15 protein-coding genes are annotated in these 13,706 nt (G+C 52.3%); 11 read left to right on the top strand and 4 right to left on the bottom strand.

From position 1 onward, the window contains the following. Positions 1-5 precede the first annotated feature (5 nt). Complete coding sequence (gene acrR, locus ACS0RQ_RS21355; RefSeq protein WP_041852461.1) at positions 6-659, bottom strand: multidrug efflux transporter transcriptional repressor AcrR; 654 nt, start codon at positions 657-659, stop codon at positions 6-8. Between the two features lie 141 nt (positions 660-800). On the opposite strand from acrR, the gene acrA reads away from it, so the two are divergent. The 6 genes from acrA to ACS0RQ_RS21385 all read left to right on the top strand — a co-directional run bounded on the left by acrA (position 801) and on the right by ACS0RQ_RS21385 (position 7,510). After that, a complete protein-coding gene (acrA, locus tag ACS0RQ_RS21360) occupies positions 801-1,997 on the top strand; it encodes a multidrug efflux RND transporter periplasmic adaptor subunit AcrA (RefSeq protein ID WP_499079237.1) in 1,197 nt (398 codons plus the stop codon). A 22-nt stretch (positions 1,998-2,019) separates the two neighbouring features. After that, the gene (gene acrB / locus ACS0RQ_RS21365; protein WP_125125202.1) at positions 2,020-5,169 is read left to right on the top strand and encodes a multidrug efflux RND transporter permease subunit AcrB; all 3,150 of its coding nucleotides are present in this window, start codon (positions 2,020-2,022) and stop codon (positions 5,167-5,169) included. Between the two features lie 519 nt (positions 5,170-5,688). Next, positions 5,689-6,063, top strand: a complete 375-nt coding sequence (tomB, locus tag ACS0RQ_RS21370) for an Hha toxicity modulator TomB (RefSeq protein WP_041852464.1) — start codon at positions 5,689-5,691, stop codon at positions 6,061-6,063. A gap of 26 nt (positions 6,064-6,089) precedes the next feature. Further along, positions 6,090-6,308, top strand: coding sequence for a hemolysin expression-modulating protein Hha (gene hha, locus ACS0RQ_RS21375; RefSeq protein WP_041852465.1), 219 nt, complete (start codon positions 6,090-6,092; stop codon positions 6,306-6,308). A 68-nt stretch (positions 6,309-6,376) separates the two neighbouring features. After that, positions 6,377-6,943, top strand: a complete 567-nt coding sequence (gene maa / locus ACS0RQ_RS21380; protein WP_271850340.1) for a maltose O-acetyltransferase — start codon at positions 6,377-6,379, stop codon at positions 6,941-6,943. 99 nt (positions 6,944-7,042) lie between these two features. Next, complete coding sequence (locus tag ACS0RQ_RS21385) at positions 7,043-7,510, top strand: YlaC family protein (protein ID WP_271850341.1); 468 nt, start codon at positions 7,043-7,045, stop codon at positions 7,508-7,510. On the opposite strand, the gene pdxR is transcribed toward ACS0RQ_RS21385, so the two are convergent. Further along, positions 7,488-8,933, bottom strand: a complete 1,446-nt coding sequence (gene pdxR, locus ACS0RQ_RS21390) for a MocR-like pyridoxine biosynthesis transcription factor PdxR (RefSeq protein ID WP_271850342.1) — start codon at positions 8,931-8,933, stop codon at positions 7,488-7,490. The genes ACS0RQ_RS21385 and pdxR overlap by 23 nt on opposite strands. A gap of 99 nt (positions 8,934-9,032) precedes the next feature. On the opposite strand from pdxR, the gene ACS0RQ_RS21395 reads away from it, so the two are divergent. Further along, positions 9,033-9,734 (top strand): GNAT family N-acetyltransferase, encoded by a 702-nt coding sequence (locus tag ACS0RQ_RS21395; RefSeq protein WP_271850343.1) that lies wholly within the window; start codon positions 9,033-9,035, stop codon positions 9,732-9,734. On the opposite strand, the gene ykgO is transcribed toward ACS0RQ_RS21395, so the two are convergent. Both ykgO and ACS0RQ_RS21405 read right to left on the bottom strand, forming a co-directional pair. Continuing rightward, on the bottom strand, positions 9,731-9,871 hold the full coding sequence (gene ykgO / locus ACS0RQ_RS21400) for a type B 50S ribosomal protein L36 (protein WP_006818844.1): 141 nt from the start codon (positions 9,869-9,871) through the stop codon (positions 9,731-9,733). The two genes, ACS0RQ_RS21395 and ykgO, sit on opposite strands and share 4 nt — an antisense overlap. Before the next feature lie 3 nt (positions 9,872-9,874). Continuing rightward, positions 9,875-10,135 carry a type B 50S ribosomal protein L31 gene (locus ACS0RQ_RS21405; protein WP_271850344.1) on the bottom strand — a complete coding sequence of 87 codons (261 nt, stop codon included), beginning with the start codon at positions 10,133-10,135 and terminating at the stop codon, positions 9,875-9,877. A 265-nt stretch (positions 10,136-10,400) separates the two neighbouring features. Here ACS0RQ_RS21405 and ACS0RQ_RS21410 point away from each other — a divergent pair, with 265 nt between their 5' ends. The 4 genes from ACS0RQ_RS21410 to ACS0RQ_RS21425 are packed head-to-tail and all read left to right on the top strand — an operon-like array spanning position 10,401 to position 13,705. Further along, entirely contained in the window at positions 10,401-11,429 is a 1,029-nt protein-coding gene (locus tag ACS0RQ_RS21410) for an isopenicillin N synthase family dioxygenase (RefSeq protein WP_271850345.1), read from the top strand. Positions 11,430-11,454: 25 nt separating this feature from the next. Next, positions 11,455-12,261, top strand: a complete 807-nt coding sequence (locus ACS0RQ_RS21415; RefSeq protein ID WP_271850346.1) for a MetQ/NlpA family ABC transporter substrate-binding protein — start codon at positions 11,455-11,457, stop codon at positions 12,259-12,261. Continuing rightward, complete coding sequence (locus ACS0RQ_RS21420; RefSeq protein WP_271850347.1) at positions 12,258-13,049, top strand: methionine ABC transporter ATP-binding protein; 792 nt, start codon at positions 12,258-12,260, stop codon at positions 13,047-13,049. The genes ACS0RQ_RS21415 and ACS0RQ_RS21420 overlap by 4 nt, the downstream gene beginning before the upstream one ends. Then, positions 13,046-13,705, top strand: coding sequence for a methionine ABC transporter permease (locus tag ACS0RQ_RS21425; RefSeq protein WP_162303311.1), 660 nt, complete (start codon positions 13,046-13,048; stop codon positions 13,703-13,705). The genes ACS0RQ_RS21420 and ACS0RQ_RS21425 overlap by 4 nt, the downstream gene beginning before the upstream one ends. Position 13,706 lies beyond the last annotated feature (1 nt).

The raw sequence follows: 13,706 nt of genomic DNA on the forward strand, positions 1-13,706 counted from the left end.
CTGACTCAGGCTGAAAGGCCTGACGCTTTATTATGCAGTGTTGGACAAAACTGGCACATCTCCAGTAATATCGCGACATAGTCTCGGGCTTCTTTTTTTAAATCAAAAGATTGGGGCGAGAAAAGCCAATTCTCCATCACACCGGAAATATAGGCACGCATCAGTACTGCAGTCCGGCGGGTGAGTAAGCTCTCAGGAAGCAATTTGGCTTTAATGCACTCATTAAGTGTATGCTCGATGCGGTCGTAACTCTCCAGGCACAAATTACGCTGCGCCTCTTGCAAGACCGTCATTTCGCCAACAAACTCACATTTGTGAAAAATGATTTCCATCATGAGTCGGCGACGCTCTTCGACTACGGTTGCTTCAAGGATATAGACCAAAATTTCCCTTAAAACTGACAGTGGATCGTCAGGGAATTTTGCCCGATACTCAGTTTCGAGATCGCTGATGCTGGATTCTGACAGCGCCCAGATTTCACTGAATAAATCCGACTTATTTTTGAAGTGCCAGTAAATCGCACCACGGGTTACCCCCGCTGCCTGTGCAATATCTGCCAGTGAGGTCGCTGATACGCCCTGCCGGGAGAACAAACGCAAGGCCACATCAAGGATGTGCTGGCGTGTCTCTTGTGCCTGCTGTTTGGTTTTTCGTGCCATATGTTGGTGAATTGACAGGAGTCAGATTTACATACATTTATGAATGTTTGTACCATAGCATGACGATAATATAAACGCAGCAATGGGTTTGGGACATTTGATCCATTGATCAATTTGAAATCGGACACTCGAGGTTTACATATGAACAAAAACAGAGGGTTAACGCCTCTGGCGGTCGTTCTGATGCTTTCAGGCAGCTTAGCGCTTACAGGATGTGATGAAAAACCCGCTCAGCAGGGTGCTGCGGGTCAGGCGCCAGAAGTCGGCGTCGTCACGCTAAAAACAGAACCTCTGCAGATCACAACCGAACTTCCAGGTAGAACCAGCGCGTTTCGCGTTGCGGAAGTCCGTCCTCAGGTCAGTGGCATTATTTTAAAACGCAACTTCACAGAAGGTAGTGATGTAGAAGCGGGTGTCTCGCTTTATCAGATTGATCCGGCCACTTATCAGGCTTCTTATGAAAGCGCGAAAGGCGATCTGGCAAAAGCGCAGGCTGCGGCAAATATCGCACGCATGACCGCTGCCCGTTATCAGAAATTGTTGGGTACCAAGTACATCAGCCAACAAGATTATGATACGGCTCAGGCTGACGCACAGCAGGCCGATGCGACTGTCGTTGCGGCAAAAGCCGCAGTTGAAACCGCGCGTATCAACCTTGCTTACACCAAAGTCACCTCTCCGATCAGCGGCCGTATTGGTAAATCGTCCGTGACCGAAGGTGCGCTGGTGCAGACCGGGCAAACAACCGCTCTGGCAACCGTTCAGCAGCTCGACCCGATCTACGTTGATGTTACACAGTCCAGCAATGACTACCTGCGGCTGAAACAGGAACTGGCGAACGGCACGCTGAAACAGGAAAACGGTAAAGCGAAAGTCGAGCTGGTGACCAACGACGGCACGAAATACCCGCAGAGCGGTACACTGGAGTTTTCTGACGTCACTGTTGATCAAACTACCGGTTCTATCACACTGCGTGCCATTTTCCCGAACCCGGATATGACGCTGCTGCCAGGTCTGTTCGTACGGGCGAAACTTGAAGAAGGTACCAATCCTAATGCACTGCTGGTTCCACAGCAGGGTGTGACCCGTACCCCGCGTGGTGATGCTACCGCGATGGTCGTGGGTGAAGGCGATAAAGTCGAAATTCGTAAACTCACCGCGACTCAGGCCATTGGCGATAAATGGCTGGTGACAGATGGCCTGAAAGCAGGCGATCGCGTGATTGTGACAGGCCTTCAAAAAGTAAGACCCGGTGCGCAGGTAAAAGCACAGGAAGTGACCGCTGAGAATAAAGAGCAAGCCCAGGCCGGCGCGCAGTCACAGCCGTCTAAGTCTTAACTTAAACAGGAGCCGTTAAGACATGCCAAATTTCTTTATTGATCGCCCCATATTTGCCTGGGTGATCGCCATAATCATCATGCTTGCGGGGGGACTGGCGATCCTGAAGCTGCCTGTCGCGCAATATCCAACAATTGCGCCACCGGCAATTCAGATCAGTGCGTCCTACCCAGGTGCTGATGCAAAAACGGTGCAGGATACCGTTACGCAGGTTATCGAACAGAACATGAACGGTATCGATGGCCTGCTGTATATGTCCTCCACCAGTGACTCCTCTGGTACGGTACAGATCACCATCACCTTTGACTCTGGTACCGACGCGGATATCGCCCAGGTACAGGTGCAGAACAAACTGCAACTGGCAATGCCATTATTGCCGCAGGAAGTTCAGCAGCAGGGTGTGAGCGTTGAGAAGTCGTCCAGTAGCTTCCTGATGGTTCTCGGTATGATCAGTACCGATGGTTCCATGACGCAGGAAGATATTGCCGACTACGTGGGCGCCACCGTGAAAGACCCGGTCAGCCGTACCAAAGGTGTGGGTGACGTACAGCTGTTCGGTGCGCAGTATGCAATGCGTATTTGGATGGACCCGAACAAACTGAATAACTTCCAGTTGACTCCTGTTGATGTCATTACGGCTATTAAAGCGCAGAACGCCCAGGTCGCAGCAGGTCAGTTAGGTGGGACGCCGCCGGTGAAAGGCCAGCAGTTGAACGCCTCTATCATCGCGCAAACACGTCTGACCTCCACGGAAGAGTTCGGTAAGATCCTGCTGAAAGTTAACCAGGATGGTTCGCAGGTTCGTCTGCGTGACGTGGCAAGAATTGAGCTGGGCGGCGAAAACTACGACGTTATCGCACGCTACAACGGTCAACCCGCATCCGGTCTTGGTATCAAGCTGGCAACCGGCGCGAACGCGCTGGATACCGCAAATGCGGTGCGCGCCACTATTGCCAAACTGGAACCTTTCTTCCCGCACGGGCTGAAAGTGGTTTATCCGTACGATACCACCCCGTTCGTTAAGATCTCGATTAACGAAGTGGTGAAAACGCTGGTTGAAGCGATCGTGCTGGTATTCCTGGTTATGTACCTGTTCCTGCAGAACTTCCGCGCAACGCTGATTCCAACCATCGCGGTGCCAGTCGTCCTGTTGGGTACCTTCGCCATACTGTCAGCATTTGGTTACTCGATAAACACCCTCACCATGTTTGGTATGGTGCTGGCGATAGGCTTGCTGGTGGATGACGCCATCGTCGTCGTAGAGAACGTTGAGCGTGTCATGTCCGAAGAGGGCTTGCCGCCAAAAGAAGCCACGCGTAAGTCCATGGGCCAGATTCAGGGCGCACTGGTCGGTATCGCGATGGTTCTGTCGGCGGTATTTATCCCGATGGCCTTCTTCGGTGGTTCTACCGGTGCGATTTACCGTCAGTTCTCTATCACCATTGTTTCGGCAATGGCGCTCTCTGTGCTGGTAGCGTTAATCCTGACGCCAGCGCTCTGTGCGACCATGCTTAAACCGATTGCCAAAGGCGATCACGGTGAAGGCAAAAAAGGTTTCTTTGGCTGGTTTAACCGCGTATTTGATAAGAGCACGCACCACTACACCGACAGCGTAGGTAACATTCTGCGTAGTACGGGGCGTTACCTGCTGCTCTATGTTCTTATCGTGGTTGGTATGGCCATCCTGTTTGTTCGTCTGCCGAGTTCGTTCCTGCCAGATGAGGACCAGGGTGTGTTCCTGACCATGGCGCAGCTTCCGGCGGGTGCGACGCAAGAGCGTACGCAGAAAGTGCTGGATGAAGTGTCTAAATACTATCTGGAAAACGAAAAAGATAACGTGAACTCTGTGTTTACCGTTAACGGCTTCGGCTTCTCCGGGCGTGGTCAGAACACCGGTCTGGCGTTCGTGTCGCTGAAAAACTGGGATGAACGTCCGGGCGAGAAGAACAAAGTACCGGCGATTGCAGGTCGTGCAAGTGCACACTTCTCGCAAATTAAAGATGCGATGGTCTTCGCCTTTAACCTACCAGCGATCGTTGAACTGGGTACGGCGACCGGCTTTGACTTCCAGCTGATTGACCAGGCGAACCTGGGGCATGACAAGCTGATGCAGGCGCGTAACCAGTTGTTCGGTGAGATTGCACAACATCCGGATCTGCTGGTGGGTGTGCGTCCGAACGGCCTGGAAGATACGCCCCAGTTCAAAATCAATATCGACCAGGAAAAAGCACAGGCGTTGGGTGTCTCATTAAGTGACATCAATACCACGCTAGGCGCAGCATGGGGCGGTAGCTACGTCAACGACTTCATCGACCGTGGTCGTGTGAAGAAAGTGTACGTTATGTCTGACGCGAAATACCGTATGCTGCCGAGCGATATCGGTAACTGGTATGTCCGTGGGGCAAGCGGCTCGATGGTGCCTTTCTCTGCCTTTGCGACGTCGCACTGGGAGTACGGCTCTCCGCGTCTGGAACGCTATAACGGTTTGCCATCCATGGAAATCCTCGGCCAGGCTGCACCGGGTAAAAGTACCGGTGAAGCAATGGCGATGATGGAACAACTGGCCGGTAAACTGCCGACGGGTATTGGCTACGACTGGACGGGTATGTCCTATCAGGAACGTCTGTCAGGTAACCAGGCGCCTGCGCTGTACGCCATTTCCTTGATCGTGGTATTCCTGTGTCTGGCAGCCCTGTACGAGAGCTGGTCAATTCCGTTCTCCGTTATGCTGGTGGTCCCACTCGGGGTTGTTGGTGCGCTGCTGGCCGCGACCTTACGCGGTCTGACTAACGACGTATACTTCCAGGTGGGCCTGCTGACAACCATTGGCTTGTCGGCGAAGAACGCGATACTTATCGTCGAATTCGCCAAAGATCTGATGGATAAAGAGGGCAAAGGGCTTATTGAAGCGACCCTGGAAGCGGTACGTATGCGTCTGCGTCCAATCCTGATGACGTCGCTGGCGTTTATCCTTGGGGTTCTGCCACTGGTTATCAGTACGGGTGCAGGCTCGGGTGCGCAAAACGCCGTAGGTACCGGTGTAATGGGCGGTATGATTACCGCAACGGTACTGGCGATATTCTTCGTTCCTGTGTTCTTTGTGGTGGTGCGCCGCCGCTTTAGTCGCAGAAGTGACGACGTTGAGCATAGCCATAAGGTTGAGCAACACTGATAGTCATGAATGCAAAGGCCGCGAAAGCGGCCTTTTTCATATTCATTTTTCTGATCATTAAAAGTACGTATTGTCTCTTTGTTTATTTTGTGCAGTCGTAATAGCGCACAGAATTAATACTCCATTGGGAGAGCGTCTTATATGCTTAGGTAAAATTCTTAATTATCTGGTACAATCAGTTTAAGTAAGAATATTCCTGGTAATTAGTGATTCTGGAATATTTAAATAACCTTAAATATCCAATATCATTCACTAACCTAATGAAGAGTAAGGAAAGTTTTGATTTCGACGTCGGAAATTCTCAGATAAAACATGATAATAAACTGCGCGATCCCTCCATTTTCGGAGAGCAAAACGCGATAATTGTAATTTTTCGTAATAGCGCAATGAAATCTTTTTAAGACTGGCTTATAGTTAAATCAATGAGGAAAAGCAGCATATGCTGCTGGTCAGATCAGACGTTTCCACCCCGGAGCAGTGTTCAGTGAGTAAAAAAAGCGACTCAGAAGGGGATGTGTTATGGACGAATACTCGCCGAAAAGGCATGATATCGCGCAGCTTAAATTTCTCTGCGAAACGTTGTACCATGATTGTCTCCTGAATCTTGAAGAAAGCCATCATGGATGGGTTAACGATCCTACTTCGGCAATCAATTTGCAGTTAAATGAGTTGATTGAACATATAGCAACCTTCGCACTTAATTATAAAATTAAGTATAATGAAGATAATAAACTGATTGAGCAGATAGACGAATACCTTGATGATACGTTTATGCTGTTCAGTAGCTACGGTATCAACACACAAGACTTGCAGAAATGGCGTAAATCGGGAAACCGATTGTTCCGCTGTTTCGTCAATGTGAGCAAGGCTAACCCTGTTAGTCACTCCTGTTAAATATTTCAACCAGTAAAGGTAAAATCATGTCTGATAAGCCATTAACCAAAATTGATTATTTGATGCGATTACGACGTTGTCAGACAATTGACACGCTCGAACGCGTTATTGAAAAAAATAAATACGAACTGCCTGACCATGAACTGACGGTGTTTTATTCAGCAGCCGATCATCGTCTGGCTGAGCTAACCATGAATAAACTGTATGACAAAATCCCTCCTTCTGTGTGGAAATTTGTACGCTAAGTCTTCCCGAGTTTATTTGCGGTTTTAATTTTTTTATCCAGCGGCATTAGCAGGCGCACGTTTTTTTCATGAGTGAAGAAAAACTTAAAATGATTTCCGGCTTACCGTATCGACCTGCGGACGATACGCTGCGAGCTGACCGCATGCATGCCAGAGAGCTGCTTCATCGTTATAACCATTCGGCCCCTAACGAAAAAGCAGAACGCAATACGATTCTTGCTGCATTACTCGGCCAAAGTTCAGGTGCTTATATCGAACCAAACTTTCGCTGTGATTATGGTTACAATATTTTCCTGGGTAAGGAATTCTACGCCAATTTCGATTGTGTCATGTTGGATGTCTGCCCCATCCATATTGGCGACAATTGCATGTTAGCGCCAGGTGTACATATCTATACGGCAACACATCCGCTGGAAGCCAACGCGCGCAATAGCGGTCTCGAATACGGCAAACCGGTTCGCATTGGCAATAACGTTTGGATTGGTGGACGTGCGGTAATCAATCCAGGCGTGACCATTGGCGATAATGCGGTTATCGCCTCCGGTGCGGTGGTCGTAAAAGACGTTCCGCCGAATGTGGTGGTCGGTGGCAACCCCGCCCGAGTTATCAAAGCCATTCCGGGTGAAGCAATTTAACTGTTATCTTTTTTTGTCGATAAACTGTTACTTTTTTCACACAAAATGGCAACTTAAAATACGCTCTAATCGGTATATCCCCAAAGACGAAGGCGTGAGATGACAGAGATCCAGCGGCTGCTCAGCGAAACAATCGACGACATTAACCAGCGCGAAAAGCGAGACAATCGTCCGCGCTTTAGCATCAGTTTTATTCGCAAACATCCAGGCCTGTTTGTCGGCATGTATATAGCCTGGCTCGCCACGCTTGCCGTTATGTTGCAATCAGAAACACTGGTGGACTCCGTTTGGCTGCTGGTAGTGCTATTCGTCTTATTGAATGGCTTCTTTTTCTTCGATGTTTATCCACGCTATCACTACGAAGATATCGATGTGCTCGATTTTCGCGTCTGCTATAACGGCGAATGGTACAACACGCGTTATGTGCCGCAAGAGCTTATCAGCGCCATCCTTACTTCGCCTGCGGTCGATACTGCGCGTAAAACCCAGCTCCAGCAGATGTTATCCCGCAAGGGGGAACTTTCTTTCTACGATGTCTTTACCCTTACCCGCCCTGAGACTGCGTAACCAGCCGCGCCAGCGTACGAACACCGCCAGGAAACAGGCTGGCTGAGGTATTACCGTACCCGAGAACCAGCCCACTTGATGCCGGTGATGGCTGTAAATAAAAACGGCTTAATGCATGAGGCGCAAGGCCAAACCCGCGCGCCTCTTGCACAACATTCAGGTCATTGATTCCCGGTACTGAAAGCGTCAAATGCAGCCCGCCCTCGCCTCCCAACACCCGATGTTCCAGGTCAAGACCATTCTGTAATGCCTCACGCAATTGTGCCTGTCGTTTACGGTACAATCGGCGCATCGCCGCCAGATGACGCGCGTAGTGACCATCCTCAATAAAATGTGCCAGAGCCAGTTGCTCGCTACGATGCCCGCCACGCAACAGACTATTGATAACCGGTGCCGCCGCGTTCGCCAACGCAGGCGGCATCACCATAAAACCAATACGTAACGACGGAAACAGCGTCTTGCTGAATGTTCCCAGATAGACAACCGGTGGATTGGGGATCATTCCCAGCATGGCAGGTACCGGATCGCCGTGATAGCGAAACTCACTGTCATAGTCATCTTCGATGATCCAACTTCCGCCGCGCGTGGCCGTCTCCAGCAACTGCAAACGACGGGCAGCACTCATCACATAGCCCAGCGGATATTGATGTGAAGGCGAAGTATAGATAATGCGCGGCGGCATTATCGTCTCCGCCAGCGTCATTCCTTCTTCATCCACCGGGATCCCTTTCACTTGCAACCCGGCTGCCAGGAAAGCGCTTTTCGCGCCGTTATAGCCCGGCTCTTCTACCCAGGCACTGTTTCCAGGATCGCAGAGAAGATGAATGCATAACATCAGCGCATCCTGGGCGCCTTCGGTAATCACAATCTGCTCGACTTCACAATGAATGCCTCTGGCCAGCGCGAGATGTCGGGCGATAGCCGCGCGCAGTCGCCGCTCTCCGCCAGACTCGCCATAACCCAGCAGCGCACTGCCCTCGTCACGCCAGACGCGCTCATTCAGCCTTCGCCAGATTGCCGTGGGGAAATAGTTCACCGCCGGTAGACCGGGTGTGAAGGCAAGTGCGGGGGAATGTCGCGTCACCCCTTGCGGCAGGGTCCGGACCCGTTGCGCGAGGGATGCAGCAGGCGTGTTACGTACGGTGGGCGCACTGGCCAACATTAATACCCGTGTTCCCTGCCTTTCACGCTGAACGAAGCCCTCAATAGCGAGTTGTTCGAGCGCGGCATTTACCGTATTTCGGGAAACGGCGAGTGTTTTTGCCAGCACGCGTGAGCCCGGTAGCAGCGAATGCGCTTTTAAGGTTCCACTACGGATAGCATTCCGCAGTGCCATATATAACGCCCGCTGCCGCGTTAATCCGGCACGTTCAGCCAGCGCCGGGCGCAGCAGTGCCTGTAAAGCGTCATCGGGAATATTCATCGCGTCGCTCCTTAGTGGACCCATGAAAAGATAGTTTGATGGCACTTCTTATGGAACCAGTGAAATTCTACGCTAGGTGAATCGCAAAGAGGAGCCACTATGAGCCAACTGAATCAATACGGACAACCCGTGGGTGATGCCCTTCCCGACTGGCAGCCCCGCCCTTTTCCTGAACGCGTGACGCTTGAAGGCCAGTATTGCCGCCTGGAGCCGCTGAGGGTCGAACACGCACCGGCACTGTTTGCCGCCCATCGTCTGGCCGGAGATGACCGAAGCTGGACCTGGCTGCTGCGTGAACCGGAAACCGATCCCGACGCCTTCACCGCATGGGTAACAAACGTCTGTGAATTAAAGGATCCTGTTTATTTCACGGTTATCGATAACCGCACTCAGTCGCCTGTCGGTACACTTTCGCTCATGCGTATTGACGCCGCCAATGGCGTCATTGAGGTGGGCAGCGTGCATTTCTCTCCTCTGCTTATGCGCACCCGCGCCTCTACGGAAGCGCAGTGGCTATTGATGCGATATGCCCTGGAGACGCTGGGGTATCGCCGCTACGAATGGAAATGTAATAGCCTGAACGAACCGTCCCGTCGTGCCGCACTTCGGTTGGGTTTTCAGTATGAAGGGCGATTTCGTCAGGCGCTGGTTCAGAAAGGGCACAATCGGGATACCGACTGGTTTTCTATTATTGATAGCGAATGGCCACGCCTGGATAAGGCGTTTCGACAGTGGCTTGCCGCCGGAAATTTCACTACCGACGGCAAACAGTTGCAATCCCTTGAGAGCCTGCGCGATTAACGCTTTTTCTTTCTTCCCTGCACAGCTTTAAAACGCGGATTGGATTTGCAAATCACATACAAACGCCCCTTGCGCTTGACTATCTGGCAGTCAGGGTGGCGTTGCTTCGCACTGCGTAACGAGTTCAGTACCTGCATGCGTTAGCCTCTTTTCGCGCCAATAAAACGCCCATAGCGCTGCTGGAAACGCGCCGCGCTTCCCTCATTGCCCACCACTTTCTGTTTACCGGTGTAATACGGATGGGAAACAGAAGAGACGTCAATAGTCACGTAAGGGTATGTCACCCCTTCCAGTTCAATCTCGCGATCGGTTTTGATCGTCGAACCGACTTTAAAATATTCGTTCGCGCTGGTGTCATGAAACACTACCGTGCGGTAGTGCGGATGGATATCAGGTTTCATTTTGCTCTCGCATGTATTGTTATAATATAACAAAAGTCTAGCGAAATTCTTTTCCCTAAGCAACTCCTGCGCTAAATGCATTTTTCGCAAAAGCAACGAACCCTGCACGGTCATAAATTAGAAAAGAATGTTATTGGTTGATTTTTTTGCCTTAAGGCAAGCTGAACCTAAATCACTTGTGAGGAAAGCATCATGATGCGCTGCTGTTGTGCCCAACCCCGGACTCTAAAAATGATCACCTGCGAACGACTATTCGGAGAACACAATGAACGCGACAACATTACCCATCCTCGATCTGGCCCGCTACTTCAACCCCGCTGAACGTGATGCCTTTCTCGATCAGCTGCGCACCAGCGCACGCGACATCGGCTTTTTTTATCTTATTAATCACGGTGTGAATGACGAGCTGCAGCGCGCCGTTCAACACGAAGCCCGCCGCTTTTTTGCCCTCAACGATGAGCAAAAACAGCAGGTGGCGATGATTCACTCCCCCCATTTTCGCGGCTACAACCGCGCGGCATCGGAAATCACCCGTGGTAAACCAGACTGGCGAGAACAGTTCGATATCGGCGCGGAACGCCCGGAACTGCTGTTGAGCGACAGCGACCCGCGCTGGCGGCGCTTGCAGGGGCCGAACCTGTGGCCAGCGGAGCAACCAGAGTTGAAGACCACGCTACTCGACTGGCAAAAATCGATGACCGAGATGGCCATCGTGTTACTGCGTGCCTTTGCCGAAGCGCTGCGCCTGCCTGCTAATGCCTTCGACGCACTGTATGGCGACAAGCCCAATGAACATATCAAGCTGATTCGCTATCCCGGCCAGGATAACACCCAGAGTAATCAGGGTGTCGGCGCACACAAAGATTCTGGGTTTCTGAGTTTCCTGCTCCAGGACGAGCAAAAAGGATTGCAGGTCGAAGTCTCCCCCGATCACTGGATCGACGCCGTACCGCTGCCGGGTAGTTTTGTGGTCAATATTGGTGAGCTGCTGGAGCTGGCGACCAATGGCTATTTACGCGCCACGGTCCACCGTGTGGTATCGCCGCCCGCCGGACAAGACCGCCTGTCGATTGCCTTTTTCCTTGGCGCACAGCTGGACGCCGTGGTTCCCGTTTACGCCCTGCCGGAAGCGCTGGCGCGTGAGGCGCAAGGGCCGGAAAGCGATCCACAAAACCCACTTTTACGCGATGTCGGCTGGAACTACCTGAAAGGGCGTTTACGTTCGCACCCGGATGTCGCCGAACGTTATTACCGCGATGTACTGCGTGAGCGCAGTGAACAATTGATCGTATAAACCATAACAACACAGGAAAAACATCATGAAATATGCCGCTTTTAAACTGGCAGGGGTAGCGTTGTCTCTTTCTCTGGCATGGGGTACTGCACAGGCAGAAGCACTGCGTATCGCAGCGGACCCGGTTCCACACGCGGAGATCCTGAACTATGTCAAAAAACTGGATCCGAAACTGGATATCAAAATCGTTGAGCTGACCAGTGGCGCAAATGCCAATGAATTGCTGGCGAGTGGTGATGTGGATGCCAACTATTTCCAGCATGTGCCTTACCTGAAAAGCCAGGAAAAAGCGCTGGGTAAAACCTTTGCCGTCGCCGCCACGGTACATATCGAACCACTGGGCATCTATTCGCACAAATACAAAGATTTTAAATCGGTACCGGATGGCGCCACCATCGCGGTCCCGAATAATGTCACCAACCTGAGCCGTGCGCTGTTCCTGCTGCAAAGCCAGGGGTTAATCAAACTGGATGCGAAATTTACCGATCCGGCAAGCACGCTGGCCACACCAAAAGATATCGTTGAGAACCCGAAACACTTAAAGATCCTCGAAGTGGAATCCCCACAGATCCCGCGCTCGCTGGATGACGTCGCCCTTGCGGTGATCAACGGCAACTACGCGCTGGAAGCGGGTTTATCGCCCGCCAAAGATGCGCTGGGACTGGAGAGTGCGGAACATAACCCGTACGCCAATATTCTGGTAACCAACCCGTCGCTGGCAAACGATCCACGCATCAAAGAACTGGCCAAAGATCTCACCTCCCCACAGGTGGCAGAGTTCATTCGTAAAACCTACAACGGCTCGGTGATCCCGGTTGCCCCGCAGTCATGATTGATATTGAAGGGCTGAGTAAAACCTATGCCGGAACAGGCCGACCGGCGCTGAACAACGTATCGCTGCATGTCCCCAAAGGGGCTATTTACGGCATCCTGGGCCGCAGCGGCGCGGGGAAAAGCACCTTAATCCGCTGCCTGAATCTGCTGGAGCGGCCCACTTCGGGCCGCATCATCATCAACGGCAGCGACATTACACAGTTGGATAAAGCCGGTCTGCGCGAGCATCGGCTGCGCACCGGGATGATTTTCCAGCACTTCAATTTGCTGCACGCACGTACGGTGGCGGATAACGTCGCCGTTCCGCTGGAGATCGCCGGCGTGCCGAAACCGCTGCGCCATGCACGCGTGGAAGAGCTACTGCATCTGGTGGGCTTGAGCGATAAAGCCGATGCTTTTCCTTCGCAACTTTCCGGTGGGCAAAAGCAGCGTGTCGGTATCGCCCGGGCGCTGGCGGCAAGGCCGGATGTGCTGTTGTGCGATGAAGCCACCAGCGCACTGGATCCGGAAACCACCGCGTCTGTCCTGGCGCTGCTGGCAGACATCAACCAGAAGCTGAATTTGACCATCGTGCTGATCACCCACGAACTGGATGTCGTAAAAACTCTGTGCGATCACGCGGCACTGCTGGAAAACGGCGAAGTACGGGAGAGTGGCAAAATCGCCGCTCTGCTGGTTGCGCCCTGGTCCAAACTGCGCCATGCGCTATTGCACGATCCACAGGCTGAGCAGGATTTCCTTGCCCGCCACGGTTTTAACGGGAGGCCTTTATGCGGGGTAGCATGAGTTGGGAAGACCTCTGGCCGCTGCTGCTCAACGGCACGCTGGAGACGTTATACATGGTTGCTTTGGCGTCGCTGTTTACCGTGCTGATCGGCCTGCCGCTGGGGGTTATTCTGTTTCTTTCGCGCCGTGATGGCCTGTTCCCCTTACCACGTGTCAATGCGCTACTGGGGGCCGTCGTCAATTTCGGTCGCTCGCTGCCATTTATCGTGTTGTTGATAGCGCTTATCCCCTTCACGCGCCTGCTGATCGGTACCACTCTTGGCAGCACCGCCGCGATAGTGCCTATCACCATTGGCGCGTTTCCCTTCTTTGCACGGCTTACGGAAAGCGCGCTGGATGAGGTGGATTACGGACGCATCGAAGCCATTTTGTCGATGGGGGGTAACGTCTGGCATGTGATTGCGAAAGCCCTGTTGCCCGAAGCGCTGCCAACGCTGCTCGCGGGCATTACGCTCACCGTTGTGATGCTGATTGGCTTCTCATCTATGGCGGGCGTTATTGGCGGCGGTGGGTTGGGCGATCTCGCTATTCGTTATGGCTATCAGCGCTTTAACGATCAGGTGATGGTGGGTACCGTGGTGATTTTACTGGCAATGGTACAGGGGGTGCAGATGGCAGGCGATCGCCTGGTGCGCCGGCTGGCGCACCGACGGTAAG

The sequence above is a fragment of the Phytobacter diazotrophicus genome (assembly GCF_052061655.1).
In the GTDB taxonomy this organism is placed as follows: domain Bacteria; phylum Pseudomonadota; class Gammaproteobacteria; order Enterobacterales; family Enterobacteriaceae; genus Phytobacter; species Phytobacter diazotrophicus.

Bases quoted from the DNA above. Each gene is read 5' to 3' on its own strand.
- ACS0RQ_RS21410 (WP_271850345.1), top strand. From the start codon at position 10,401: ATGAACGCGACAACATTACCCATCCTCGATCTGGCCCGCTACTTCAAC.
- ACS0RQ_RS21385 (WP_271850341.1), top strand. From the start codon at position 7,043: ATGACAGAGATCCAGCGGCTGCTCAGCGAAACAATCGACGACATTAAC.
- pdxR (WP_271850342.1), bottom strand. From the start codon at position 8,933: ATGAATATTCCCGATGACGCTTTACAGGCACTGCTGCGCCCGGCGCTG.
- maa (WP_271850340.1), top strand. From the start codon at position 6,377: ATGAGTGAAGAAAAACTTAAAATGATTTCCGGCTTACCGTATCGACCT.
- ACS0RQ_RS21415 (WP_271850346.1), top strand. From the start codon at position 11,455: ATGAAATATGCCGCTTTTAAACTGGCAGGGGTAGCGTTGTCTCTTTCT.
- acrA (WP_499079237.1), top strand. From the start codon at position 801: ATGAACAAAAACAGAGGGTTAACGCCTCTGGCGGTCGTTCTGATGCTT.
- ACS0RQ_RS21395 (WP_271850343.1), top strand. From the start codon at position 9,033: ATGAGCCAACTGAATCAATACGGACAACCCGTGGGTGATGCCCTTCCC.
- acrR (WP_041852461.1), bottom strand. From the start codon at position 659: ATGGCACGAAAAACCAAACAGCAGGCACAAGAGACACGCCAGCACATC.
- acrB (WP_125125202.1), top strand. From the start codon at position 2,020: ATGCCAAATTTCTTTATTGATCGCCCCATATTTGCCTGGGTGATCGCC.
- ykgO (WP_006818844.1), bottom strand. From the start codon at position 9,871: ATGCAGGTACTGAACTCGTTACGCAGTGCGAAGCAACGCCACCCTGAC.
- tomB (WP_041852464.1), top strand. From the start codon at position 5,689: ATGGACGAATACTCGCCGAAAAGGCATGATATCGCGCAGCTTAAATTT.
- hha (WP_041852465.1), top strand. From the start codon at position 6,090: ATGTCTGATAAGCCATTAACCAAAATTGATTATTTGATGCGATTACGA.
- ACS0RQ_RS21425 (WP_162303311.1), top strand. From the start codon at position 13,046: ATGAGTTGGGAAGACCTCTGGCCGCTGCTGCTCAACGGCACGCTGGAG.
- ACS0RQ_RS21420 (WP_271850347.1), top strand. From the start codon at position 12,258: ATGATTGATATTGAAGGGCTGAGTAAAACCTATGCCGGAACAGGCCGA.
- ACS0RQ_RS21405 (WP_271850344.1), bottom strand. From the start codon at position 10,135: ATGAAACCTGATATCCATCCGCACTACCGCACGGTAGTGTTTCATGAC.